The organism is Solidesulfovibrio carbinoliphilus subsp. oakridgensis (assembly GCF_000177215.2).
GTDB lineage: Bacteria > Desulfobacterota > Desulfovibrionia > Desulfovibrionales > Desulfovibrionaceae > Solidesulfovibrio > Solidesulfovibrio carbinoliphilus.
Genome location: NZ_CM001368.1, coordinates 3769650 through 3795049, shown reverse-complemented (window position 1 = coordinate 3795049; position 25400 = coordinate 3769650). Strand labels below are relative to the sequence as shown.

Sequence of the window (25400 nt, the reverse complement as noted above, 5' to 3'; positions counted from 1 at the left end):
CGGAGGCATCCTCGCCTTTCCCTGCTCCGACTACTCGCTTTCGCCCTTGCCCTTTCCCTCGCCTTCACCTGCGTCATCGACCTGATACAGCTCCAGCAGCCCGGGTGGCGGGTCGATGACGGCGATGCGGGCCTCGAGGTCGAGATCCGGCACCAGTTCGTCGGCGGCGGGAAAGAGGATTTCGCGACCCTTGGCGTCGCGGATGATCCAGAGTTCGGCTCCGCCGGAATCGCGGACGTCTTCGAGGACGCCGAGGTCGGGGTCGGCGGGCTGGGCCCCGGCCAGGCGCACGCGAAGCCCCAGCAGTTCGTGGAGAAAGACTTCGCCCGGATCGGGCGGATCGAGTTTCGAGACAGGAACGCACACGGCCAGTCCGCGCAGGGCCTCGGCGGCGTTGCGGTCCGAAACGCCGTCCAGGGTGACGAGGATGCGGCCCTGGTGGGGCCGGGCGGCGCGCACGACATAGTCCTTGCCGCGCCCGGGGTCGGCCGGCGGCGACAGGCGCAGAAGGGCTCCCCGGGCGAAGTAGGAAGGGGAGTCGGCATGGCTGTTGATGCCAAGCTCCCCTCGGATGCCGTGGGGACGACCGACGTCTCCCACAATGATGTATTTGTCTGCGGCCATGGTGCCTTGTCGGTGCGGGGCGCGGGCCGATCGCGCCGGCCGGGTTATTCGAGGATCTCCAGGACGGAGCGTTTGCGGGCCTTGGTCGACGCCGCGCCGAGGATGGTGCGCATGGCGCGGGCGGTGCGGCCTTGTTTGCCGATCACCTTGCCGAGGTCTTCCTTGGCCACCTTGAGTTCGATGACCGAGGTCTGCTCGCCTTCTATCTCCGACACGTGCACCTGATCCGGGTTATCCACCAAGGATTTGGCCACATACTCAATCAAGTCCTTCAACATACGCACCTCCTGAGGTAACCGTAAGAGCAAGCGAAGGACTTCCGCCTCCGTTTCCGTGAGTCCCCCGGGCCGTACCCGGGGGCGAACGCGGCGGCGTCGCGGCTTTTGGCCCGGACCACGCCTTTCAAGAGGTTGCGTTGCCGGGTGGGCCTAGACGCCAGCCTTCTGCAGCAGGGCGCGTACGGTATCCGAGGGCTTGGCGCCGCGCTCAAGCCAGGACCGCACTTTGGCACTATCCACTTTTATTTCCGCCGGGTCAACCATCGGATTGTAATACCCCAGGTACTCCAGGGCGCGGCCGTCGCGGCGGGTCTTGGAATCCATGGCGACGATGCGGTAAAACGGACGCTTTTTGCAGCCCATACGGGTCAGTCGCAGTTTCATGGCCATAACGTGTTCCCCCTTCGTGGTGGACGATTGATGTTGTGGAAGTCCGCCGCCTCGCCGAGGCTAGCGTTTTTTCCGTTTTTTCCGCTGTTCTTTCTTCTTCTTGGCCGCCACCTTGGCCGCGGCCCGGGCGGCCTTGACGGCCTCGGGATCCACGGGCATGGCCGGCGCGCCTTCGGGCATCCCGGGCATGCCCCCGCCCATGCCGGCGGGCATCTTCATGCCGGGCGGCATCTTGGGCATGGACGGCATGCCCTTGCCGCCCATCATGCGCTGCATCATTTTTTGCATCTGCGTGAAATTTTTAAGCAGTTGGCTGACTTCGAGGACCGTGGTGCCAGATCCCCTGGCGATGCGTTCCCGGCGGCTGGTGTTGATGAGCTTGGGCGTCGCCCGCTCGGCCTTGGTCATGGAGTTGATGATGGCCTCGACGCGGCCCATCTCCTTCTCCGGCATCTGGACTTCGCCCAGCTGCTTTCTGACCTGGGACATGCCGGGGATGAGCTTCAGGAGCCCTTCCAGGGAGCCGAGCTTTTTCACCCGGCGCATCTGGGTCCGGAAATCCTCCAGGGTGAACTCGGCCTTTCTGAGCTTGCGCTCCATGGCCGCGGCCTCGTCGGCGTCCACGTCGGTCTGGGCTTTTTCGATCAGCGTCAGGATGTCGCCCATGCCGAGGATGCGCGAGGCGGCCCGGTCGGGGTGGAAGACTTCGAGGTCGGCGACTTTTTCGCCCGTGCCCACGAACTTGATGGCCTTGCCCGTGACCTGCCGGACGGACAGGGCCGCGCCGCCCCGGGCGTCGCCGTCCATCTTGGTCAGCACGATGCCGGACACGTCCAGGCGCTCGTTGAAGGCCGCGGCCACGGTCACGGCGTCCTGGCCGGTCATGGCGTCGGCCACGAACAGGATCTCGCCCGGATTGGTCCCGGCCTTGATGGCGGCCAGCTCGTCCATGAGGGTCTGATCGATGTGGAGCCGGCCGGCGGTGTCGAGGAGCACCACGTCGTGTCCGCTGCGCCTGGCCTCTTCCAGGGCGGCCAGGCAGATGTCCACCGGATTCTGGTCCGGGGTGGACGGAAAGGCCGGGATGTCGAGCTGGGAGGCCAGCTTGTGGAGCTGGTCGATGGCGGCCGGACGGTAGACGTCGGCCGGCACGAGGTAGGGCTTGCGCTTGAATTCGCGCCGCAGCTTGAGCGCCAGCTTGGCGCAGGTGGTGGTCTTGCCCGAGCCTTGCAGCCCGACGACCATGATGACGGCGGGAGAGGCCTTGAGGTCGAGTTCCTGGGCCTGGCCGCCGAGGAGCTCGATCATCTCCTCGTGGACGATCTTGACCACCTGCTGGCCCGGGGTCAGGCTTTTCAAGACATCCTGGCCCATGGCCCGCTCGCGGACCCGTTCGACGAAATCCTTGACGACCTTGAAGTTGACGTCGGCCTCAAGCAGGGCGAGCCGCACTTCGCGAAGCGCCGTCTGGACGTTTTCCTCGGTCAGTCGGGCATGCCCCCTGATCTTGCGGAAGACGTCGTCGAGTCTGTCGGTAAGGCTGTCGAACATGGTCCTGGCGTACCTCGGTAAAGGGCAAAGTTTGACTTCTTAACCGCCCCTGGCCCAGGCGTCAAGAAGACGATCGGCCCCGGACGGCGGAGCCGGAAAAAAAAGCCCCGTCCGCTGCCGGACGGGGCCATGGCGTCTATTTCGCCGGCAGTCCCGGGACTACCAGTTGTTGCGGCGCGGGGCGCCCGAGCCGCCCATGCCCTGGCGGGGCTGGCGCTCCTGGGCTTCGTTGATGCGCAGGTCGCGGCCGCCGAAGGCCTTGCCGTTCAAGGCTTCCATGGCGGCATCAGCGCCTTCGGTGGTCATCTCGACGAAGCCGAAGCCGCGCAGGCGGCCGGTCTCGCGGTCAACGATCAGGTTGACGGACTGCACTTCGCCGTAGGCGGAGAACATGTCGCGGATTTCGTCTTCGTTGGTGGAAAAAGGCAGATTGCCGACATAGAGTTTCTTGGACATTTGCTGAGCTCCAGACTGTTTGGGGCTAATTCTTCAAGGTCGACGGGAGCTCGGCAGATGCGAAGATCCTCGGAGACGGTTAAAAAGACTTAGCCAATGTTGTGAATACGTCAGGATTAAGCCCGGGGTGGCACCTTGTCAACACCTATTTCGCTGGCCAGGGTCCGGGCCAGGACGGGCACGGGGCCAAAGGCCGCGTGGCGCGGGGGCGCCGCCGCCCTCCCCGCGCCGCCGCCGCAACGGGCCGGCCGGATCAGCCGGCGATGGCCCGGGCAAACCCCGGTTCGGACCGGTCGATGACCGCCTCGTCCACGCAAAAGGCCAGCCGGAAGTAGCCCGGCAGGCCGAATCCCCGGCCGGGCACGGCCAGGACCCGCTCGGCCGCCAGCCGCTCGACAAAGGCCACCTCGTCCGGGTCCGGGGACTTGGGGAAGAAATAAAACGCCCCGCGCGGCATGAAAAACTCGTACCCGGCCTCGGTCAGCACCCGGGCCATGGCCGCCCGCCGCCGCTCGTAGACCGTGCGGTCGACCTCGTGGCCAAGGGCGCGAAGGAGCAGGGCCTGCCCCACGGCCGGGGCGTTGACAAAGCCCATGATGCGGTTGGCGAAGACCATGCCGGCCACCAGCCGCTCCCGGCCGGGCATGTCCGGCGAGACCACCACGAAGCCGATCCGCTCGCCCGGCAGGGACAGGTTTTTGGAAAACGAGCCGATGACCAGGGAATACGGATAGAGCGGCAGGACCGACGGCACGGCCACCCCGTCGTAGGCCAGAAACCGGTAAGGCTCGTCGGCCAACAGATAAATGGGCCGGTCGCGGCCGGCGCTTTGGCGCGTCAGCATGGCGGCCAATTCCATGAGCGTTTCCCGGCCGTAGACCTGGCCCGTGGGGTTATTGGGCGAGTTGATCATGACCACCCGGGTCCGGGGGGTGATGGCCGCCTCCAGGGCCGCGATGTCGAGGTCGAAGGTATCGGGCCTGGTTGGCGCCGGCACCAGCGTGGCCCCATGGTTGGCGGCGTAAAAGCCGTATTCCACGAAATAGGGGCTGGGGCAGACGACCTCGTCGCCGGGCGTCAGCACGGCCCGGAAAAAGACGTTGATGCCGCCGGCCGCGCCGCAAGTAAGAAGCAGGTCGGCGGCGGTGACGGCCACGCCCTGTTCGGCCGAAAGGTGTTCGGCCAGGGCGGCCCGCACGGCCGGGTAGCCGGGATTGGGCATGTAGCCGAAGGCAAAGGGCCGGTCGGCCTGGCCGGCCAGCTCGGCCAGACACTCGCCGACCACGGCCGGGGGCGGCAGGTCGGGGTTGCCGAGCGAGAAATCGCACACGGCCTCTTCGCCGTAGCGTTTTTTGAGTTCGAGCCCCTGCTCGAAGATTTTTCGAATCCAGGCCCCGCCCGACAAGTATTGCTCCATCTGCTCGGTCACCAGCTTCACGGCCACCCCTCCAGGCAAAAGTGTATCCCGCGACCTTGGCACCAAAGCGGGTGCGTTGCAATACGGTGACGGCAAAGGGGCCGCACAATGGGCCGGCCTTGGCGGGCCGGCGGCCGGGGAAGCCGTTTCCCGATAAGGCTTGTCGGAAAAGGAACGGAAAAAAGGTTCCCTCCCGGGGCGTTCTGTCCTATCCTACTGCCTCGCGGCGATTCGCCCGACAATCCCTTCAAAAGAGAATCCCTATGACCGAGGCGAAAAAGCCTGAGATTTTAGCCCCCGCGGGCGACCCTTATTCCTTTATGGCGGCCGTGGCCGCCGGCGCGGACGCCGTCTACGCCGGGCTCAAACATTTTTCCGCCCGCATGCTGGCCCGCAACTTCTCCATTTCGGAGCTGGCCGCCCTGGCCGCCGTGGCCCGGGCCAGGAACGTGCGCACCTATGTCGCCATCAACACGCTTTTAAAGCCCGACGAGGCCGACAAGGCCGGCCGGCTGGTCCTGCGCCTGGCCGAGGACGTGGGTCCGGACGCGCTCATCGTCCAGGACCTCGGCGTGGCCGCCATCGCCCGGCAGGCCGGGTTCAAGGGCGAGCTGCACCTCTCGACCCTGGCCAACGTGTCGAGCCCGACCGGCCTTTCCATGATGCCGTCCCTGTCCGTTTCCCGGGTGGTCCTGCCGCGCGAACTGTCCATCGACGAGATGCGCGAGATGGCCGAGGCCGCGCCGGAAGGCCTGTCTCTCGAGGCCTTTGTCCACGGGGCCCTCTGCTACAACGTGTCGGGCCGCTGCTACTGGAGCAGTTTCCTTGGCGGCAAATCCGGCCTTCGCGGCCGGTGCGTCCAGCCCTGCCGCCGGGTCTACGAGCACCGGGGCCAGAAGGGCCGGTATTTCTCCTGCCAGGACCTGAGCCTCGATGTCCTGACCAAGGCCTTGCTCACCATCCCGCAGATCACGGCCTGGAAGATCGAGGGCAGAAAGAAAGGCCCCCACTACGTCTACCACACCGTGGCCGCCTACAAGCTCTTGCGCGACGCCCCGGACGACGCCTCGGCCAAGAAGATGGCCACCAGCTACCTGGAGCAGGCCCTTGGCCGGGCCGTCACCAACTACAACTTCCTGCCCCAGCGCCCCAAAAATCCGGTGGACACCAAGGAGCGCACGGGTTCGGGCCTGCCGGCCGGCAAGATCACCCGCGGCATCAAAAGCGGCCAGTGGAACCTGTCGGCCCGGGTGGCCCTTTTGCCGGGGGATCTCCTGCGCATCGGCTCCGAGGACGAGCCCGGCCACCGGGTGGTCAAGGTGACCCGGTCCGTGCCCAAGAGCGGCCGGCTGACCCTGACCTTCACCGACGCCCCGCGCCCGGAATCCGGGGCCCCGGTCTTTTTGATCGACCGGCGCGAGCCGGCGCTCATGGAAAAGCTGCGGCCCCTCGAAGCCGAGGCGGCCAAGATTCCCGAACGCGAGGCAAAGCCCGTGGAATTCACGGCCAAGCTGCCCAAACCCCGCAAGCCCGCCCGGGCCATCGAACCGCTTTTCTACAGCGTCTGGCGCCATCCGGACATGCGCAAGGAGAAGGGGCCGTTCGGGGTCTGGGTCTCGACCAAGCGGGCCCACAACCTGCCCCTTGGCCGGGCGGCCTCGGTGTGGTGGTGGCTGCCGCCGGTCATCTGGCCGGACGAGGAGAGCGAGTTCGTAAGCCTCATCGCGGCCATCGTGTCGCGCGGCGGCAAGCGGTTCGTGCTCGGGGCGCCGTGGCAGACGAGCCTTTTCCCCAAGGCGGCCAAGGGTGTGGATTTCTGGGCCGGCCCCTTTTGCAACATCGCCAACCAGGTGGCCCTCGGCGAGCTGGCCCGGCTCGGCTTTGCCGGATCCTTCGTTTCGCCGGAGCTTTCGGGCGAGGACCTCCTCTCCCTGCCGGCCCTGTCGCCCCTGCCCCTTGGGCTCGTGCACAAGGGCGCCTGGCCCCTCGGGCTGTCCCGGGTCCTCTCCGGCGAGGTCAAGACCTGCCTGCCCGTCATCAGCCCCAAGGAAGAGGGCCTGTGGGCCGTCAAGTACGACCGGACCTACTGGCTCTACGCCAACTGGGAAGTGGACCTCTACAAGCACCGGGACGAGCTGGTGAAAGCCGGGTACGTGGTCTTCGCCGACATGCGCGAGCCCCTGCCCCGGGACGTGGCCCGAAAGGACCGCACCAGCCACTTCAACTGGGAAGTCGGGTTGCTGTAATGGCGCGGCCGGCCAAGCTCTACATCGCCATGGTGGGGCTGCCGGCCATGGGCAAGTCCACCATCGCGGCCAAGATCAAGGAAAACCTGGAAAAAGACGACATCCGGGTCGGCATCTTCAACAACGGCGACGTGCGCCGCCGCATGGTCCCGGGCAACACGTCCCATTCCGGCTTCTACGACCCGGACAACAGCCAGGCCGTCGGGCTCCGGGAGCGGATCGCGGCCGTCAACTTCGCCGAGGCCAAGGCCTTTCTCTCGGCCGAAGGGCAGGTCGCCATCCTCGACGCCACCAACGTCTCCCGCAAGCGGCGGGAGACGTTGCGCCGGCACCTGCCGAACCACCCGCTCCTCTTTGTCGAGTGCATAAACGACGACCCGGAGCTCCTCGCCCTGTCCGTGGCCCGCAAGGCCAAGCTGCCGGAATTCGCCCACCTGACCGAGGCCGAGGCCAAGGAAAGCTTCGTCACCCGCATCGGCTACTACCGCCACATCTACGAGCCCCCGGACGAGGTCCGCGACCTGGTGCGCCTGGACACCCTCAACAACCGCATCCTGGCCGAGCGGGTCTCGGCGGAGTTGCCCTATTACGGCCGGGTCCGCGACCTGCTCATGTCGGACTGGATCAAAAACCTCTTTCTCGTGCGCCACGCCGAAAGCGTCTACAACGTGCGCGACCGGATCGGCGGGGATTCGGGCCTGACGGACAAGGGACGCAACCAGGCCTGGGCCCTGTCCCGGCGTTTCATCGGCACCCCGCTCCCCTACATCTTCACGAGCACGCTGCGGCGCACCCTGGAGATGGCCGAGCCGCTCCTGGAAACGCGTCGGGGCCAGACCATCCACCACGCCTTTTCGGAGTTCGACGAGATAAACGTCGGCGAGTGCGAGGGCCTGTCCTACGCGGATATCGAGCGGACCCGGCCGGAACTGTTCGCGGCCCGGTCGCGCAACAAGTACAACTTCGTCTATCCCGGCGGCGAGGGCTACGCCACCATGGCCGGCCGGGTCTACCGGGGGGTCAAGAAAGCCATCTATCTGAGCGGCAATTCCGAATACATCATGATTATCGGCCACCAGGCGGTCAACCGCATGATCCTCTCGGACTTCCTCTTCCGCCGGGCCGAGGACGTGCCCTACATCTTCATCCCCCAGGACAAGTACTTCCACATCGTCTCGACCCAGAGCAAAAAGCTCTTCGAATTAAGGAAATATTAGCAACTCAAAGCTCTTTTGTAATTATCTTTCTTTTTTAATCTAGTTCGCAATTGATAAAACATGGGAAAATTACTTCAAAAAACTCTCCAGAGCATAGATCATTTTTTTGAACGTTTTTTTTCACAAACTCTCAATCGTTTCTCCTTTGTCAATCCAGAAAAATTATACAGCCGAGCAATAGTTCTATTATTATTGTCCATATTATTTCTAAGCATACTATTATTTGCATCGTCTAATGACAAAATATCTAATATTATTTCTAGCCTAATAAGCACATGTTTTGATGTAATCGTCTTTTTGTTTGGCCTCGGTTTTATTGAATTAAAACGAAAAGAAAGAAACGATAAAGTCAAAATTTATTTTCTAGTCCATCAACACATAGTTTCAACCCTTACCCCCCTTTCTACCGTCTTTTTCTTATCACAATGCAGGCTTGAGAATAAGTATCAGAAAAAACCTACACTCGGACTAAACCTAGATATGTGCTTATATTTAGAAGAGAATTTCAACGAGATATTCACTTCCAAGCATGACATTTACGACATTGATAGAATAATTGAAGGGCTAAAAACTAATCCGCTGGATAAAAAATTCTCAGAAAAGTTTGCGGGAGACTATGAACATTTTAATATACACCTTGCACTATTTTGGTATCACGAATCCATCGACAATCTTATTGTAGCAAAAGATTCCAACGAAAAAATTAAAAATCTTCGCAATGTGATATCCTCCCTATATAAAGTTTTTAAAGCTGTCGATATCGAATTTCTTCGCGAGCAAAAGCAATCTAAATAACACAATACTTCTTAAACTCTTCGCACAGCCCCCGCGACAATTAGCTCCCCGCGCATTCCCGACTCTTTCCCTCTGCAAACAGCCTGTTGCACGCATAGTGTGGCAATATGTCCCTTGCGTTCCAGGCGCGGGATGCTATCGTTTCCCAAACCTATTGTTTGCACCATAACGATGAAGGAGGACAACGCGGCCCGCTTCGGCGAGCGTCGCAGGGGCTCGGCCGCGCTCTGGCTGTGTAACAAGGCTACACAAGGAGGGACGTCATGGCCCAGTGGGAAAAGAAGATCGACATCCACAAGGTCTTTGTGCTCCAACCGACCCGGCCGACCACCTATTTCGGCGTCGGCGCCGTGAAAAAGATCGACGACATCCTGGCCGGCATGGCCGCTGCGGGAACGGACCGGTTCCTGGTGGTCACCGACGCCATCGCCTACCAGGCCAGCGGCGCCTGGAGCACCGTGGAACCGGCGCTCAAAAAACACGTCGCCTTCGAGCACTACGACAAGGTGCGCCCCAACCCCACCTATGCCAACTGCGAGGAAGCCGCGGCCATGGGCCAGTCCTTCGGCGCCAAGGCCATCCTGGCCATCGGCGGCGGCAGCGCCATGGACACAGCCAAGACGGCGGCGGTCCTCATGAAGCACCCGGGACAGAAGTCCGTGGATTTCTACGAGAAAGGGGCGGCCATCACCGGCGCCATGCCGCTGGTCCTCATAAACACCTCCCACGGCACGGGCTCGGAGTGCGACGCCTTCGCCGTGGCCCAGTCCGACGGCGAGGACAAGCCGGCCATCAATTCGCCCCACATCTACGCCACCTACACCATCGAAGATCCGGCCCTGACCGCCACCATGCCCCGCAAGCAGACCATTTCCACCTCCATCGACGCGGTCAACCACGCGCTGGAGGCCGCGACCACCATCACCACCACGCCCTACTCCATAGGCCTGGCCCGCGACGCCATCCGGCTGGTGGCCACCTACCTGCCGACCGCCATCGTCGAGCCCGGCAACCTGACCGCCCGCTACTGGCTCCTGTACGCCTCGGCCATCGCCGGCATCAGCTTCGACCTCGGCCTGCTCCACATCACCCACGCCATGGAGCATGCCATGAGCACGCTCAATGCCGGCGTCACCCACGGCGACGGGCTGGGCATCCTCATGCCGGCCATGGTCAAGGAAATCTACCCGGCCGTGCCCGAGGTGGTGGCGGATCTTTTCGCGCCGATCATCCCGGGCCTGGTCGGCGAGCCGCGCGAGACGGATTTCGTGGTGGAGAAGCTGCGCTGCTGGTGCCACGGGGTCGGCCAGCCGACCACCATGGCCGGCTACTACACCGAGGCCGACATCCCGGCCCTGGTCAAGACGTCCATGGCCTCCTCCCTGTCCAAGATGCTCTTCCCCCTGGCCCCCATTCCCGTGGACGAGGCCGTGGTGGAGCGCATCTTCCGCAACTCCCTGTAGGCTCCGGCCGCCCCCGCCCCACTCCCGCTCCGGAGGCGGGGGCGGCCCCACCCCGCCGTGTTTGAGCTTTTTGTCAAAAATTCCCCCCGGCTTGACGAATCCCGACCTTTTCACTAGCAGCCAGGACATGACCGACGGAAACAGGGACACGGCCCCTGCGGCCTTTCCCTTTCCTCCGGCGGCACCAAGCGCATGATGCATCCCCGTTTTTTTGCCGCCGCCGCGCGCCCGCACCGCTTCTTCCGCCCCCTCGCCCCCTCCCCGGGCCGCCGGCCGGTGCGGCCAACCTTCTGTCCCGGGCCGGACACGCCGCCGGCCGCCTGACGCCCATGGCTCCACATCCCGCAGAAACGTCCCTGGTCTTTTTCTCTTTTTCCGTGGTCGCCCTGTATGCCCCGGCCTTGCTGCTCGGCTTTCTCGGCTTCCTCTTTTTCTCCCGCAAAAAGACCCGGCTGGAGCGCAAGCTGCAAAAACACCGGCGCATCCGGGACGACATCGCGGCCCGGGGCCAGGCCCGGCGCAAGAAGCTGGCCGTGCGCCACCAGCGCAAAAACATCCGCGAGCTGGCCGAGCTGGTGCGGACCCAACTCGAGGAAAAAAAGCCGGACATGACGCCCTATCTCCACCAGCGGACGTCGGTCTTCATTGAAAAGGCGGTCACGACCATCGACTTTGACCGACTCTATGCCCTGCACACCTTTTTCGCGGGCACTCGGGAAAAGCAGCTTTCCCCGGTCATGGAACTCTTTTTCGAGCAGGTGAGGTAAGCATGTCGATTCCGGAAAACATCGGGAAATTCATTTCCAAGCTGATCCATACCGTCAAAAGCGAATCCGCGGACTGGCAAAAGGCCAACCAGGCCGACCTCGACCGGCTCAAGGAAGAAAAGCAGGTGGCCGAGGCCGAACTCAGGCAGCGCCTGGAACTCATGGACATCCGGTTCAAGGAGGAGTGCCGCCGCACCCGAATGGAAGAGGAGCGGCAGACCGAGCAGTTCGGGGAATTTCTGGCCAGCATCGACGAGATGAAGGCCAACATGCTCGAATACTACGGCACCATGCCAAAGCCCCTGGCCCTCATGATCCACCACCACGCGGCCGAGCTGCTCAAAGAGGCCTGGCACAGCCCCGACGCCCGGGAACGGCTGCAAAAGCAGACCCGGTTCACGAGCCTCATGCTGACCATCACCGAGGATCTCTCCGACCTCGGCAGCGGCGGGGCCCCAAAGGCCCTGCCGGAAAAGACCATCGCCTTTATTCAGAACAAGCTGGAATAGGCCGCGCCTCCGAGCGCAGCCGGGCCGGCGCCGGCTGCGAATCCGGCCAGGGGGAACGCGCCCGGGCCTCCGGCCGGAACCCACAGGGCGGAAGGTTTGACACGGCGGGGGCTTAAAAAAAGAAACCGGCAGACCGCCGGCAGGTTCTTCCGCGTAACCCCCGCCGTCATTTCCGACAGCAGGGCGGCCACGGATCAGATCTTCAGCTTTCGGATGACGAAAACCAGGAAGCAGACGGCCAAAACGGCCTTGATCACAAAATACAGCATGCCAAGGCCCGTTCTCCTTCCCGGGAGTGCCGCGTCCGCCTGTTAGGCAAAAGTGGAGCCCGTGCTTGCAAATCTCCGGGGTGCTCCTTCCCGGGAGTGCCGCGGCCACCTTTTAGGGGTTTCCAAAGGGCCAAGCCCTTTGGCCGCCGGAGGCTTCCTCCCTGCTAAATCCTGGCTTCCTGGGCCTGGCCGGCGCGCTTTTTTTCCCGCAGCTCCGTCAGACAGGACACGCCCTCGCCCCGGCGCAGGGGCACGAAACACAGGTTGTCGCTCACGCAGGCCGATGGCGCGTCCTGCCCGCCCTTCCACCGGGCCACAAGCCCCGGCTCGCGGATAAGCGGCCGGGACAGGGCCACCATGTCGGCCGCGCCCGAGGCGACCAGATCCTCGGCCGTCGGAAGGCTCCGGATGCCGCCGACCAGGAGGACGGGGATAGGCAGGCCCTCGGCCTTCACGGCCCGGGCCGCCTCGCGGTAATAGGCCTCGCCGTCCGGAAGGGCGATCCGGCCGGGCCGGATCGGCGACAGCCTGCCGGAGTCGAAGGTGCCGCCGGACAGCTCCACCGCGTCCGCTCCGGCCCCGGCCAGCCAGTGGACGACCTGCCGGCTCTCCTCGGCCGAGAGGCCGCCCTCGATGAAATCGTCGCTGTTGAGCTTGACCAGCACCGGGTAGTCCGGGCCGACCCGGCCCCGGATGGCCCAGATGACTTCGAGCAGAAGCCGGGCCCGGTTGGCCAGGGACCCGCCGTAGGCCCCCAGGCGGCGGTTGGTGCGCGGGGAGAGGAATTGGCTCAGGCCATAGCCGTGGGCCGCGTGGATCTGCACGCCGTCGGCCCCGGCCTCCCGGCACAGGGCCGCGGCCGTGCCAAAGGCGGCTTCCAGCCGGGCCAGGTCCTCGGCCTCCATGGGCCGGCACAAGGGGGCCTTCGGGTCCTCGGAACCGGCCAGGGCGGACGGCCCCACCGCCGGCTCGCCGGAATGTTCGGTCGCGGCCCGGCAACCGGCGTGGGCCAGCTGCACCACGAACCGCCCGCCATAGGCGTGGACGGCCCGGGCCAGCCGGGCGATGCCCGGCTCCATGTCCGGGGTGTGGACGCCGAGCTGCCAGGGGCCGGCCTGGCCGCGTTTCTCCACGTAGGCGTGGCCGGAGATGACAAGCCCCACCTCGCCCATGGCCAGGCGCTTCATGGCCGCCTCCAGCCGGTCGGTGGCCGAACCGTCCGGGGCGGCCAGGCCCTCGGCCGTGGCGGAACGGACAAAACGGTTTTTCACCCGCATGCCGTTTATGGTGATGGGCTCGAAAACGCGCATGGAAAATCAGGCCGCCTCGAAACGGTCCAGGAACCGCTCCAGGTCGTTTGGTTGGCCTTCCTGGTAGTCCTCGGGATAGAGCAACGCGCCCATGAAGAAAACGCTCTCCAGGGACAGGGCCTGGCCGGCCCGGTGGGCGAAACTTTCGAGGCCCGCCGCAAAGGCGGCCACGTCCGCCGCGTCCACCGGGCCTGAAGCGCCCGAGGCGTCCTTCAAGGCCCCGGCCGCTTCCTCGGGCAGGGCTTCGAGGAGCAGGCACTTGCGGGTGAGGCCCTCCCGGTGGGCGGCCGTGTCGCCGGCCTCGTGCAGGGCGCCAAGGGCCTTGGCCTCCAGTTCCCGGATGTGCCGGGCAGCCGTGGCCACGATATCGAAGGCCGCCTTGGGGACTTTGCGTTTTTCCATCGTTCCTCCCTTCTTCCGGCCGGCCCGGGAGCCGCACCGTGGCATTGCATGTTACCAAAATCCGTTCGCCAGGCCAAGCAAACTCGAACGAGCCCCGGCCGCATCCGCCCGCCTTGGCGGGAGAACCCCGGCAGGCGGGCCGAGAAAGCCTGGCCGCCCGCCGATCCAGGGTGGCCCTTGACGGCAAAGGGCTCGGCCGGATACTTCTTTTATAAGAAATACGAGATGGTTACAAAGGAGCATCCCGCATTGGGCACCTCTTTCCCGCCCCTGCCCGAGCCGGCCGGCCGAGGCACCCCCCGGCCCGGCGCCCCGGCCGGCCTCCTCTCCCGCCTGTGTTTCGACCGGGAAGACCATGCGCTGCTGCGCATCGTCGACGACGTCCTGGCCCGTGGCGGCTCCTCGAGCCTCAAACGCCTGCTCGCGCCCTACCTCCATCCCCACGGCATCAAGGAGATGGCCGCGCCCCGGGGGCTGCGCATCGCCTACGCCACCATCCACCTGCTCGGCTCCCTGGAAGCGGGCCTGGCCGGGGATCGGCTGACGGCCCTGCGCTCGCTTCGCGACGAGGTCACGGCCACGGCCGAATCGGGCCTGGAAAAAAACACCGCCCGGGTGCTCCTGCAGATCATGAAGGAGCTGGTGCGGACCCGGGACAATCCGCGCCGCCAACTGGAGCTGGCCCACGACTTCCGTCTGGCCGTGACCGGCAAGCCCCGGACGGTGCGGCGGCTCCTGGCCGAATTCCACCTGCTCGAAATGCCCGAGGCCTGGAACCAGGACGCCTTTGACGACCACATCCACGACGCCAACACCAAGGGCCGCAAATCCCCCACCCATCTCATCATGGACGCCTGGATCAAGGGCATCCGCCGGCTGACCGTCATCCACTACCACTTCGTGCGCCAGGAGACGGCGGCCGAACTGCTCGAAGCCGCCGCCATCATGGACATGGCCGTGGACATCGGCATCGAGTGCCTGGCCCGGCACGAGGGCCGGCTGGTCAAGATCATCTGGACGCCGCGCGGGCTGTCCCAGCCGGAGGATTTTTCGCAGTTTTTGGCCCGGCCCGGGGTGCGGGCCTTCATGCGCCAGGGGTTCGACCTGTCGTTGCGGTGGCAGCGCCACGTGCTGGCAGTGCTTGCCGCCTTCAACGACCGCCACCGCCTCGATATCAACGAACGCCACGGGTTCGCCCTGCCGCCGCTCGACCCCGAGGAATTCCTGGCCTTCGTCGGCGCGGGCCAGGCGAGCATCCTGCACCTGGCCCGGTTTATCCACGACAACCTGCAGCCCTTCCTGGACGCCCGGGCGGCCGAAAGCCTGGCTGCGGCCGGGAAGTGCCCGGACTCGTGCGCCTTTCTGGCCGAACGCGACGCCCTGGATACCGAGGCCCTGCTCGAAACCTACCTGTCGCCCGAAGCCAACCCCGGCATCCCGCTCCCGGAGGAGGCCGGCCCCGGCGAAACCCTGCCCGAGCGGCTGGCCCTTTCGCCCGCCGCCCTGGTGGAGGAGATGGCGGCGCTCCACTGCGACAACCGGCTGACCCTGGTCACGGCCGAAATGGCCCTCGCCGACGTGCTCTCCGTCCTTTTCGCCTGCAAGGGGGCCATCACCCATTGCGACATCTTCAACCTCCGGGTCTTCGAAACCACCGGCCACGATACCGGCGAAACGTTGGCGCTGCTCTCCATCGTCAACACCGGCAACGTGGTGGCCTTAAAACGCCTGATCGTGCGGACGGCCGACCGGCTGGACGGCCCGGGCGGCGATCCGGACAAGGCGGCCCGGCTGCGGGCCCTGCTCCCGGCCGTGGCGTCCCTTGTCGCCGCCTACCGCAAGCACGCACTTGGCTCGCGCATCGGCACCGACTCCACGGGCCAGTCCACCCGCAGCCACGGCATGGGGCTCGTGGTGGCGGACACCTTGACCAGCCGGGCCCGCAACCGGCTGGCCCGGCGCGAAAAGCACCCCCGGCTGAGCCTTCGCCGGGCCATCCCGGTCGGCCTCATGGTCAGCCCCCGCGTCACCACCCTGCCGGACGAATTCGCCTCCCCGCTTTCGGCCCGGTTTTTCCGGTTCCTGCGCGAGCTGCCCGGGTTTCGGCTGGCCGGCTACCGGAGCCGGCTGTCCTGGGTCCGGGAGCGGCCGTACAAGGCCACGGCCGCGACCGCCAACATCCACACCCTGGGCGGCGTCCAGCCCAAGGCCAGCGAACGGTTCCAGGCCGAGGCCGCGGCGGTCGGGCGGCCGCCCCGCCTCACCGTTCGCACCGTAAACGGCACGCTCAAAAACACGCTCAAGATCCTGGTCGGCTTCGTCGTGGCCGCAGCCTCGTTCGCCACGGTCCATTCCTGGTGGGTGCTGGCCTGGCTGGGACCCTTCATCTGGTTTGGCATCACCGGCCTTCGAAACGTCCTCCAGGCGGTCCTTGGCTGCGGCGGATTTCGCGGCAGCCCGCTTCTCACCTGGAAAGACTACGTGCGTTTCGACCGGCTGGCGGACTCGCTTCTTTTCACCGGCTTTTCCGTGCCGCTCCTCGACATCCTGGTGCGGACCGTCCTCCTCGACCAGGGACTCGGCATCACCACCGCGACCAACCCGCTGGCCCTGTTCGCGGCCATGGCCCTGGCCAACGGCCTTTATCTGGCCAGCCACAACCTTTTCCGGGGCCTGCCGCAATCCGCCGCCGTCGGCAACCTCTTCCGCTCGGTCCTGTCGATCCCCCTGGCCCTTGGCTTCAACCAGGGCCTGGCCTGGATCCTTTGGAAGGCCGGGGTGGCGGACCCGGCGGCGGACCTCGAACCCTTTGCCGCCATCGTGTCCAAATTCGCCTCGGACTGCGTGGCCGCCGGCATCGAGGGCCTGGCCGACCGGGGCCGGTACGTGCGAATGCGGCTTCGCGACTACCGCGCCAAGATCCGCCAGCTCTACGACACCTATTCCCTGCTGGAGACGCTTTATCCGAGCGAGGACGTGGCCAAGCTCCTGGAAACGCCCAAGGCGTTCATCTCGGCCCTCGGCTCGGAAAACCGCGACCTGGACAAGATCGTCATCGTCAATGCCTTGGATTTTCTTTATTTCTGGATGTACCAGCCCCGGGCGCGCACGGTCCTCGACCAGGCGATCCGGGCCATGACCCTGGAGGAACGGCGGGTCTTTTTGCTGTCGCAGCTGGTCCTCAAGCGGGAAAAGGAGATCAGTCGCCTTTTCATCGACGGTCTGGTGGGCAGGAAGTTCGCGCCGGCCTTGTCGTTTTATTTGAGCAACTGGCAGCGCTATCTGGACGACCTCGAGGAGTTGGCCCGACGCCATCCGCCGGCCGAGGCGCTCAGCCGCGAAAACACGTTTCTTGGCTTCGAAGGGTCCGTGGGCGGGCTGTAACCGCACCGCCCCCCGCCGCCGGTCGCCCGGCAAAGGCCCGGCGGCGGGGAACATCGTGTGCGGCGGCTTACGCCGAAGTCGTCTCCACGCCGGACAGGGCGCTCGATATGACGCTGTCGAGCTGTTCCATGGGATTGGTGCCCCCGGCCTCGGCGTACTTCATAGCCGCCTGGGCCTGGGGCCCGGCCCCGGCTGCCGGCTGTTGGGGCGGGGTCAGGGAGGACATGTCGCCGGATTTGGCCGCGCCGGCGAACTTGTCGGCCATCTTGGTCAGCATGTCGGACGCTTTGGAATCGGTGCTGTTTTTGGCGGCCTCGGTCAGCTTGTCCGAAATGGTCTGGGCCACCTCCTTGAACTTGTCCGGGTCCGAGGCCTGCAGGTCTTTGAGTTTCTGCATCATCTCCGCACCCTGGGAAAACTTCTTCTCGTCCCCGCCATCGCCCTGGATGCTCAGGCCTCCGGCGTTGAGGGAGGAGGTGGAACTCGTGCCGGACGTGGAGCCGGTTCCATTCAGGAGTCCGGACGCGGTCGTCGTCGTATTGGACGCATAGTTGAGGCCGACAAGATCGGTGGACATAGGTTTCTCCTTGGTTACCGGGCAAAATTGCCTGCCTCAAGCATATCGGCCGCACTACGGAAGTCTTTATGGATAAAAAATTATAATTTATCTGTAACCTTTTGGGAACTTTTCTCGTCGGGCCATTCTCGATCTTTTCTGCTTTCCAACGGCGTTCTTTCCTGGACGCAACGTCCGTCCCCACCATTAGCGCAATGCCATCATGATCCTGGTGGAAGCTTTTTCCCATTGCCCTATTGCAATGCAATTTCCATACAAGAGAATTTTATTACAGTCTTCTGTAACATCCGGGCCGGGGATGCGTCGCCAAGGCGGCCGGTACGGCCTGGAGCCGGATTTGGAGCCGCGAAGATCGGGAAAGGGACAGGCAAGGCCCTGCCTGCGGCCAGGGTGGCTCGCCGGCCAGGCCCGACAGGCGCCGAAAGGCGCCTTCGCTGCAAGCCGGAAACGCTTGGACAAACGATCGAAGGGAGGACGACGACCGCAACGGGCGGGCCGTCTGGCAGACGGAAGGAAGGAAAAATGCGGCCGCTTCAGGCGGCGCAGACAAAAAAGAGGGAAAGCGGCAAGGGAGTCACACAGGGAACCATGCGGAATATCGCCGCCTGGGCCCGCCCACAAACGCATCCGCCACCCTGGCCCACCCCTTTCCGGGGGGTCCGGGGCAGCGCCCTGGTAGGGTCCGGGGCAGCGCCCCGGCGGGGTCCGGGGCGGCGCCCCGGCCGCCGGAGGCCCGGAGGCATAGAATTAGAACATCTGCTTGAGCAGGTCCTCGCCCTTGCCGAGGGGGGCGTTGGGGTCGGTGAAAAACGCCTTTTCCTGCTCCTGGTCCATGATGGCCATGGAGCCGCGCTCGGTGCCTTCCTTGAAGGCCATGGCCACGCCGTCCACGGTGCCCATGACGATGCCCGGCGGCCGGGAGAAGTCTTCCACCGGGTAGTCGTCTTCCACGGCCTTGCGGTAGGACAGCCAGATGGGCAGCGCGGCCCGGCCGCCGGTTTCGCCCTTGCCCATGGACTTGGGCTGGTCGAAGCCGATGTAGCAGCCGGTCAGCAGGTAGGGGGAAAAGCCCATGAACCAGGCGTCCTGGAAGTCGTTGGTGGTGCCGGTCTTGCCGGCCAGCGGCCGGCCGAGGACCTTGACCGCGGTGGCCGTGCCGGCGCGGACGACTTCTTTCAGCAGGCAGTCCATGACGTAGGCGGTCTGGGGCGTGAGGACCTGCTTGATCTCGGGCTTGTTGACGAAGATTTCCTCGCCCCACGGGCTCTTGACGTCCAGGATGAAACGCGGGGTGATGGTCGAGCCGTCCCGGGCGAAGGCGGAATAGGCGTGAACCATGTCGAGGAGGTTGACGGCCACGGCCCCGAGGCTGACGGGCAGGTAGGGCACGAATTCGCCGCGAAGGCCCAGTTCCTGGGCCCGCTCCACGATCTTTTTCATGCCCACCTGCTGGGCCACGCGCACGGTGACGAGGTTTTTGGACTTGGCCAGGGCCGACCGGATGGTCATGGGCCCGCCGTAGTCGCCCTCGTAGTTGCCGGGCGTCCAGACCTGCCCGCTCCAGGGGTCGCGGTAGGAGAAGGGGCCGTCCATGACCACGGTGGCCGGAGTCATGCCGTTGTCCATGGCAACCGAATAAACCACAGGCTTGAAGGACGAGCCCGGCTGGCGAAAGGACTGGGTGGCCCGGTTGAACTGGCTTTTTTCAAAAGAGAAGCCGCCGACGCAGGCCAGGACCTCGCCGGTGCGCGGATCCATGGACACCAGGCCGCCTTCGATGCGCGGCTCGAGCTGCATGGCGAGCTTCCACATGGGCCGGCCGGGTTTGGACGGCGCGGACGGGGCGGACGCTTCGGCGGCCTTGGCCTTCCTGCCGCCCTTGGCGGCGGCCGCAGCGGAGGCGGCGGCCGGGGCGGCGGCCGGGTCGGCCACGGCCCTGGCCGGGCCGGCCTTGTCCGGAACGGCCAGGATCGAGGCCCACACCAGATCCCCGACCTCGACCTTGCCCTTGGCAAAACTCATCTCGTCGGCCGGGATGAGGCCATACTTGTCGCCGAAACGGACCACCGCCCCCTGGCCCGTGACCTCCTGGACGAGGGCCTTGACCCAGCGGCCGGGGACGAGGAGCGATTCCGGCACGTTGCTGTGGGCGTAGAAATCCTCGAACTTCTCTTTTTCCAATTTTTCCAGGGCCGGCTTGTAACCGCGCCGCTTTTCCGAAGCGACCAGGCCGTCGCGCAGGGCCCGCTCGGCCGCCTCCTGGTGCTTGATGTCAACCGCCGTGTGGACGTGCAGGCCGCCGTTGTAGATCTGGTCCTCGCCGAAGCGGTCGATGAGCTCCCGGCGGACCTCTTCGAGGTAAAAAGGCGCCACTTCCCAGGACGGGTCGGGCATGCTTTTAAAGACCAGGGGCTCGGCCACGGCCGCGTCGTGCTGTTCCTTGGTGATCCAGCCCTGGACCAGCATGCGCCCGAGGACGTAGCGCTGGCGGTTTTTGGCGGACTCGAAATCGCGGAACGGACTGTAGCGGGTCGGGGCCTGGGGCAGGCCGGCCAGGAGCGCCGCCTGGGCGATGGTCAGGTCCGTGACGTGGACGCCGAAATAGGTCCTGGCCGCCGCCTCCACGCCGTAGGCCCGGGAGCCCAGGTAGATCTGGTTCAGGTAGATGGTGAGGATCTCGTCCTTGGTCAGGTACTTTTCCAGGCGGTAGGCCAGGATGGCTTCCTTGACCTTGCGCTTGTAGCTTTTTTCCGAGGACAAAAGCAGGCGCTTTATGATCTGCTGGGTGATAGTGGAACCGCCCTGCTTGATGCCGCCGCGCTGGAGGTTTTTGATCATGGCCCGGCCGATGGCCGTGATGTCCACGCCCTCGTGCTGGTAGAAGGTGGCGTCCTCGGCGGCCAGGAAGGCCTTGGGCAGAAAGTCGGGCATTTCCGAAAGCGTCACCAGAAACCGCTTTTCGGAATAGAAATAGCCGAGGATCTTGTTGTCCCGGGTATAGACGGTGGTGACCAGGGGCGGCCGGTAGTCGGTGATCTTGCGGAAGCTCGGCAGATCGCTCGAGGCCCAGTAGTAGAGGCCGATCAGGCCGGCCGCGCCCGAGAGCAGGCCGACAAAGAGCAAGAGGACGAAAAGGATGACGAACTTTTTCACGTGCCAAATCTCGCTGGGGAGGGAGTGACGAAAGGCATGCCTTCCCGGGGTGGAAGCCCCCAGGCCAGGCGCAAGCGGCCATGCAGCTCCCGTACGCGGGCTTCCGAGGAGCCAAGGAGTGTCAGCATTCCCGCCACGGTCCGACCCTGGCGGTGGACCAGACACCCGGCGGCGGCAAAGGCCGTCACCCGGCCGCCGGCCAGCCAGAACGGGAAGAGGCGGCAATAATACGGCCGTGCCGGCCTTGGCAAGCGGCAACCCGTGGCCCGCAGGAAAACGCACCGCCCGGCCGGGGTGACCGACAGGCGCAGATGCCGGCCGGCATCAGGGAACAGCAGTTCCAGGGCCTGCCCCTCCCGGGGGAACAGGTGGCGCAGGTTGGCCAGGAAGGCCCGGGAGTTGGGTTCGGGGGTGAACGCGCCGCGAGAGAGCCCCACCTGCTCGACGATGCGGTGGCGCTCCATCTCCGAGACGGGGAAGCACAGCTCCTCCTGGCCCGGCGAAAGCTCGCAGCACGTGGGTCCGCACCCGGCGCAGCGGCTGCATATATCCAACTCAAGCGGCGCGGGGATATCCCCCGGCCGGTCCATGGCGTTCACGGCGACCTCCCGGCGCGCCGGAACCGCCAGGGCCATTGCCCAGGACGTGCCGGCATCCCCGGCAACCATAATACCGCCATCCCCGGCCGTAAAGGGCGGCCCGGGCCGGGCGCGTCGGGCCCGGCGCGCCCGACGCCGGCCCGAAGGCGGCGGCGGGCGCGCGGGTCTAGGCCGACAGCTTCTCCCGGGCCAGGACCGTCAGCCCCAGGCGGCCGTGGACATCCTCCAAAAGGCCCAGGTGGAGCATGTCCCGAACCATGGGCTGGACCTGGGAAAAATGCCGCACCAGGCCCCGGGCGATGTCCTCCTCGGTGGCCGGCGGCTCGCAGATCCGCAAAATGTCCTTGGCCGTCTGGGTCAGGGATCCGTCGGGTTTTATGGCGGCAACGCTTTCGTCGGCGTCGTACATATCGGACGTCATGACGTCTCCTTTTTGCAAAAATACCAGTCCGGGCAGTCCGCGCCGCCGGCCCTGGCCCGTTCCTCGGCCATGGCCTGGGTCCGGGGCGGCGGGGCGAGCACGGACTCGCCCGGCTTCCAGCCGGCAGGGGTGGCCACGCCGTGGGCGTCGGTGGTCCGCAGGGCGGCGACCAGGCGCAGGATCTCGTCCACGCTGCGGCCCGTGGTCATGGGATAGGCGGCAAAGGCCCTGACGATCTGGCGGTCGTCGATGACGTAGGTCAGGCGCGCCGGTTCGTTCGGCGATTCCGTGGGCATGAGCATGCCGTAGCGGCGGGCCACCTCGCCTGTGGTGTCCGCGGCCAGGGGGAAATCCACCGTGACCGCGAACCTGGCCTCCAGGGACCGGACCCAGGCGATGTGGGAAAAGACGGAATCGACCGACAGGCCGAGCAGCTCGCAGCCGAGCTGGCGCAGATCCTGCCGGACGCCGGCGAAGGCGATCAGCTCCGTGGCGCACACCGGCGTGAAGTCGGCCGGGTGGGAGAAGAACACCAGCCAGCTGCCGCGAAAGTCTTCCAGACGCAGGATGCCCTGCGTCGTCTCGACCTCGAAATCCGGGGCCGGTTCGCCGATGCGGGGCTGGCCCGGCAGGGCGGCGCAGTCGGTCATGAAGGCTCCTTGCCGGCCGCACTTTGCGGCCTTTTTACGCCTCTGATGGCCCAAGGTATCGCCGCTTCGCCGTCCGGCGTCAAGCTTGGGCGGCTTTGCCTCCAATTCTGAGTGCCGCGCTCGGAAAACCGGTCAGTGCAGGGCGCACAGGTCGTCGGCCAGGCGGTGCAGGAGCGCGGCCTTGATCTCCTCGGCCTGTTCCGGGTCCTCCACCCGCCGTCCGTCGGCCCCGCGCACGTAAAAGACGTCCCGGACCCGGCCGGCCGGGGTCATGACCTTGGCCAGATGGGTTTCCAGGCGCAGTTCGTAAAGGGTGCGGGCGATGTCGTAAAGGAGCCCCACCCGGTCGTCGCAGGCCACCTCGATGACCGTGAACAGATCCGAGGCCCGGTTGTCGAGGAGGACCACCGGCGGGGTCCGGGGGCCGGCCGCCGGCGGCCGGGAGAGAAACGAGGCCCGTTTTTTGGCCAGCCGGTAGGCCAGGAAGAGCTTGCCCGACAGGGTGTAGCGGATGGCCCGGGACACCCGGGCGAAGACCTCGTCGGCATAGAGGACGTCCGGCGGATTGCCGGTCGTCAGCGACAGGATGGTCACCCCGCCGTCCCAGACGAAGACGTCGGCGTCGCAGATCGACAGGTCGTGCAGGGCCAGGACTCCGGCCACGGTGGCGAAAAGGGCCCGCACGTTTCGGGCCGCCACCGTGACCCGGAAGCCGTCCGCGGCGGGCAGGGCCTCGTGGGAGAGCGCGGCCACGTCCTGGCCCCGGCCGCCCGGACGCATGCGCCGGCCCTCGGCCTCGACCGCGTCGAGCTCGGCGAGCAAGGCCAGGTGGCCCATGATGGTTTCCGGCTCCTCGGCCACCAGATAGCGGGGCGGCATGGCGAGCAGGGCCTGTTCCAGGGCTTCAGGGGCCATCCGGCCCCGGGCCAGGTCCCGGAGGCGGTCGCGGGTGGCCAGCATGATCCGGGCGTCGCTCGCCCCGAAAAGCCGTCCCTGCTCGATGGTGGAGCGGACCTTGGCGTAGAGGTCGAAGACGAGGGTCTCCTTCCAGCCGGTCCAGGCCTGGGGGCCGGTGGCCAGGCCGTCGCACCGGGCAATGAGCGTCAGCATGTCGAGCCGCTCGACCGTGGCCACCCGGCCGGCCACCCGGGCCACCACGTCGCGGTCGGACAGGTCGCGGCCGGTGGCGGTGTCGGGCAAAAGGAGGTGTTCGCGCACGAGCGCCCCCACGGTGTGCCGGGCTTCCGGCGGGGCGGACAGGCGGGCCAGCATGGCCTCGGCCAGCTCGGCCCCCTTTTCGGCATGCCCGCCGCCAAGGCCCTTGCCGACGTCATGGAGGAGCAGTCCCCAGAAGGCCAGCTCCGGCCGGGGCAGGCCCGAGAGGAGCTCGAAGTAGCGGCCCTCGCCCCCGGCCCGGACCTCGGCCAACAGGCGCACGGCTTCGAGGCTGTGCCGGCCCACGGGATGGATGTGGTAGATGTCGAAGGCCACGATGTCCTCGACCCGGGCGAATTCCGGCAGCGCGGCCCGCAGGATGCCGGTGGTCATGGCCGCGTCCATGGCCAGGCCCGTGACGTCGGCCATCATGATCTCGCCCAGGCTGTCGTAGAGGTGCCGGCCGGTGCGCGGCGAGACCCCGGCCAGCCGGCCAAGCTCCCCGGCCATGGCCCGCAGCCGGCGCAGGGTGTCGTGGGACGGGGCCCGGCCGGAGGTGGCGCAGGCCAAAAGCAGGTCGAAGACCCCTTCCATGGCCGCGGCGTCGGAGAGCCCGGGCGCGAAACGAAGCCCCTCCGGGGCCAGCTCCACGCCGCCGGCCACGATCGTGGCCGGGGCGGCCAGATCGATGGCCCCGACCGCCCCGGCCAGAAGCGGCCAGGCCGAGAGGCGAAGGGCCTTGATGTCGGCCATGGCCCGCAAGAGCCGGGCCAGAAACCGCTCGACCCCCTTGCGGTCGCCCCGGGCCCCGAAGCCCAGGGCTTCCGAGAGGCGCTCCTGGAACTCGAAATAGAGCCTGTCGTTTTTGCGGCCGCTCAGGCGGTGGAGGTGCATCCGGGCGGAGAGGACAAAGCGGACGTCCTCGCCGAGGGCGGCAAGTTCGGGGGCCAGCACCCGGGCGTCCCGGTCCCGGTCCCGGTCCAGGGCCAGAAGCCACCGGACCTGATGGGCGTCGCGCAGGCCGCCCAGGCCGTTTTTGAGGTTCGGCTCGAGCATGCCGCCGGCGTCGCCGTGGGCGGCCTTGCGCTCCTCGTTGCCCCGGGCCAGCCAGCCCGCGAACCCGGCGGCCTGGGCGGGGAAGACGTCGGCGGCCAGGCGGGCGGCCAGGCTGTCGCAGACGGCCCGGTCCCCGGCCAGGAAGCGGAGATCCAGAAACGAGGCCAGGACTTGCCAGTCGTTTCGGGCCAGATCCAGGCACTGGCCGATGGTGCGGACCCCGTGGCCGAGCTCGACCCCGAGGTCCCAGAGCGGAAAAAAGAGGAACCGGGCCAGTTCCGGCGCACCCGACATTCCGGGCGCCTGGGATGTGTCCGAACCCTCCGGGCCCTTTGGGGCGCTTGGACCGTTGGGCGCGTCTGGCGACGATTCGCCGCCGAAGACCACGAGCACGTCGATGTCCGAGGCCGGGCAGAGTTCGCGCCGGCCGTAGCCGCCCACGGCGACCAGGGCGAACCCCGACGGGTCCGGACAGCCGGCCCCGTATTCGTCCAGGCGTTCGCGGAAATAGCGGTCGTAGACGTCGGACAGGGCGGCCACATAGGCGACGTCCACCTGCCCGGCGGCCAGGGCGGCGTCGAGGAGGCTTTTGCCCTCAACGAGAAGGGCCGCGCTTGGCGGCCTGTCGGTTGCGGCCATGCCGGCACTCCGATTCCCTTGCATGAAAAACCGGGAGGAAGGACCTTTCTGGCCTTCCTCCCGGTCGTCAAG

At 66.1% G+C, this 25400-nt stretch carries 21 protein-coding genes; 7 read left to right on the top strand and 14 right to left on the bottom strand.

Annotated features, from left to right (window positions below; all coding sequences use genetic code 11):
- Positions 1-30 precede the first annotated feature (30 nt).
- The 6 genes from rimM to DFW101_RS16575 all read right to left on the bottom strand — a co-directional run bounded on the left by rimM (position 31) and on the right by DFW101_RS16575 (position 4737).
- Positions 31-624, bottom strand: a complete 594-nt coding sequence (gene rimM, locus DFW101_RS16600) for a ribosome maturation factor RimM (RefSeq protein ID WP_009182676.1) — start codon at positions 622-624, stop codon at positions 31-33.
- A gap of 44 nt (positions 625-668) precedes the next feature.
- Entirely contained in the window at positions 669-902 is a 234-nt protein-coding gene (locus tag DFW101_RS16595; RefSeq protein WP_006922264.1) for a KH domain-containing protein, read from the bottom strand.
- Positions 903-1052: 150 nt separating this feature from the next.
- The gene (gene rpsP / locus DFW101_RS16590) at positions 1053-1292 is read right to left on the bottom strand and encodes a 30S ribosomal protein S16 (protein ID WP_009182675.1); all 240 of its coding nucleotides are present in this window, start codon (positions 1290-1292) and stop codon (positions 1053-1055) included.
- Between the two features lie 60 nt (positions 1293-1352).
- Complete coding sequence (gene ffh, locus DFW101_RS16585) at positions 1353-2843, bottom strand: signal recognition particle protein (protein WP_009182674.1); 1491 nt, start codon at positions 2841-2843, stop codon at positions 1353-1355.
- 159 nt (positions 2844-3002) lie between these two features.
- A complete protein-coding gene (locus DFW101_RS16580) occupies positions 3003-3299 on the bottom strand; it encodes an RNA recognition motif domain-containing protein (protein WP_009109300.1) in 297 nt (98 codons plus the stop codon).
- Between the two features lie 253 nt (positions 3300-3552).
- Positions 3553-4737, bottom strand: coding sequence for a pyridoxal phosphate-dependent aminotransferase (locus DFW101_RS16575; protein ID WP_009182673.1), 1185 nt, complete (start codon positions 4735-4737; stop codon positions 3553-3555).
- Positions 4738-4979: 242 nt separating this feature from the next.
- Between DFW101_RS16575 and DFW101_RS16570 the strand changes: the two genes are divergently transcribed.
- The 6 genes from DFW101_RS16570 (at position 4980) to DFW101_RS16550 (ending at position 11713) form a co-directional block, all read left to right on the top strand.
- The gene (locus DFW101_RS16570; RefSeq protein ID WP_009182672.1) at positions 4980-6962 is read left to right on the top strand and encodes a peptidase U32 family protein; all 1983 of its coding nucleotides are present in this window, start codon (positions 4980-4982) and stop codon (positions 6960-6962) included.
- Complete coding sequence (locus DFW101_RS16565) at positions 6962-8179, top strand: bifunctional nucleoside/nucleotide kinase/histidine phosphatase family protein (protein ID WP_009182671.1); 1218 nt, start codon at positions 6962-6964, stop codon at positions 8177-8179. The genes DFW101_RS16570 and DFW101_RS16565 overlap by 1 nt, the downstream gene beginning before the upstream one ends.
- Before the next feature lie 60 nt (positions 8180-8239).
- Positions 8240-8974, top strand: coding sequence for a hypothetical protein (locus DFW101_RS19625; protein WP_009182670.1), 735 nt, complete (start codon positions 8240-8242; stop codon positions 8972-8974).
- Positions 8975-9237: 263 nt separating this feature from the next.
- Entirely contained in the window at positions 9238-10437 is a 1200-nt protein-coding gene (locus DFW101_RS16560) for an iron-containing alcohol dehydrogenase (protein ID WP_009182669.1), read from the top strand.
- Between the two features lie 329 nt (positions 10438-10766).
- Positions 10767-11204 (top strand): hypothetical protein, encoded by a 438-nt coding sequence (locus DFW101_RS16555; protein ID WP_009182668.1) that lies wholly within the window; start codon positions 10767-10769, stop codon positions 11202-11204.
- A 2-nt stretch (positions 11205-11206) separates the two neighbouring features.
- Positions 11207-11713 (top strand): hypothetical protein, encoded by a 507-nt coding sequence (locus tag DFW101_RS16550; protein WP_009182667.1) that lies wholly within the window; start codon positions 11207-11209, stop codon positions 11711-11713.
- A 433-nt stretch (positions 11714-12146) separates the two neighbouring features.
- Here DFW101_RS16550 and DFW101_RS16545 read toward each other — a convergent pair whose 3' ends face one another.
- Together DFW101_RS16545 and DFW101_RS16540 are read right to left on the bottom strand one after the other, a co-directional pair.
- Complete coding sequence (locus tag DFW101_RS16545; RefSeq protein ID WP_009182666.1) at positions 12147-13292, bottom strand: oxidoreductase; 1146 nt, start codon at positions 13290-13292, stop codon at positions 12147-12149.
- A gap of 6 nt (positions 13293-13298) precedes the next feature.
- Positions 13299-13694 carry a hypothetical protein gene (locus DFW101_RS16540; protein WP_009182665.1) on the bottom strand — a complete coding sequence of 132 codons (396 nt, stop codon included), beginning with the start codon at positions 13692-13694 and terminating at the stop codon, positions 13299-13301.
- Positions 13695-13943: 249 nt separating this feature from the next.
- On the opposite strand from DFW101_RS16540, the gene DFW101_RS16535 reads away from it, so the two are divergent.
- Complete coding sequence (locus DFW101_RS16535) at positions 13944-17078, top strand: hypothetical protein (protein WP_009182664.1); 3135 nt, start codon at positions 13944-13946, stop codon at positions 17076-17078.
- 67 nt (positions 17079-17145) lie between these two features.
- Here DFW101_RS16535 and DFW101_RS16530 read toward each other — a convergent pair whose 3' ends face one another.
- The 6 genes from DFW101_RS16530 to DFW101_RS16505 form a co-directional block, all read right to left on the bottom strand.
- Positions 17146-17655 carry a hypothetical protein gene (locus DFW101_RS16530; protein ID WP_009182663.1) on the bottom strand — a complete coding sequence of 170 codons (510 nt, stop codon included), beginning with the start codon at positions 17653-17655 and terminating at the stop codon, positions 17146-17148.
- 747 nt (positions 17656-18402) lie between these two features.
- Entirely contained in the window at positions 18403-20808 is a 2406-nt protein-coding gene (locus DFW101_RS16525) for a penicillin-binding protein 1A (RefSeq protein WP_009182662.1), read from the bottom strand.
- On the bottom strand, positions 20805-21476 hold the full coding sequence (locus DFW101_RS16520) for a YkgJ family cysteine cluster protein (RefSeq protein WP_009182661.1): 672 nt from the start codon (positions 21474-21476) through the stop codon (positions 20805-20807). The genes DFW101_RS16525 and DFW101_RS16520 overlap by 4 nt, the downstream gene beginning before the upstream one ends.
- 97 nt (positions 21477-21573) lie before the next feature.
- Positions 21574-21828: a hypothetical protein gene (locus DFW101_RS16515; protein ID WP_009182660.1), complete on the bottom strand. Its 255-nt coding sequence runs from the start codon at positions 21826-21828 to the stop codon at positions 21574-21576.
- On the bottom strand, positions 21825-22478 hold the full coding sequence (locus DFW101_RS16510; protein WP_009182659.1) for a peroxiredoxin: 654 nt from the start codon (positions 22476-22478) through the stop codon (positions 21825-21827). Before DFW101_RS16510 ends, DFW101_RS16515 begins: the two co-directional genes overlap by 4 nt.
- Before the next feature lie 132 nt (positions 22479-22610).
- The gene (locus DFW101_RS16505) at positions 22611-25328 is read right to left on the bottom strand and encodes a [protein-PII] uridylyltransferase family protein (RefSeq protein ID WP_009182658.1); all 2718 of its coding nucleotides are present in this window, start codon (positions 25326-25328) and stop codon (positions 22611-22613) included.
- Positions 25329-25400 lie beyond the last annotated feature (72 nt).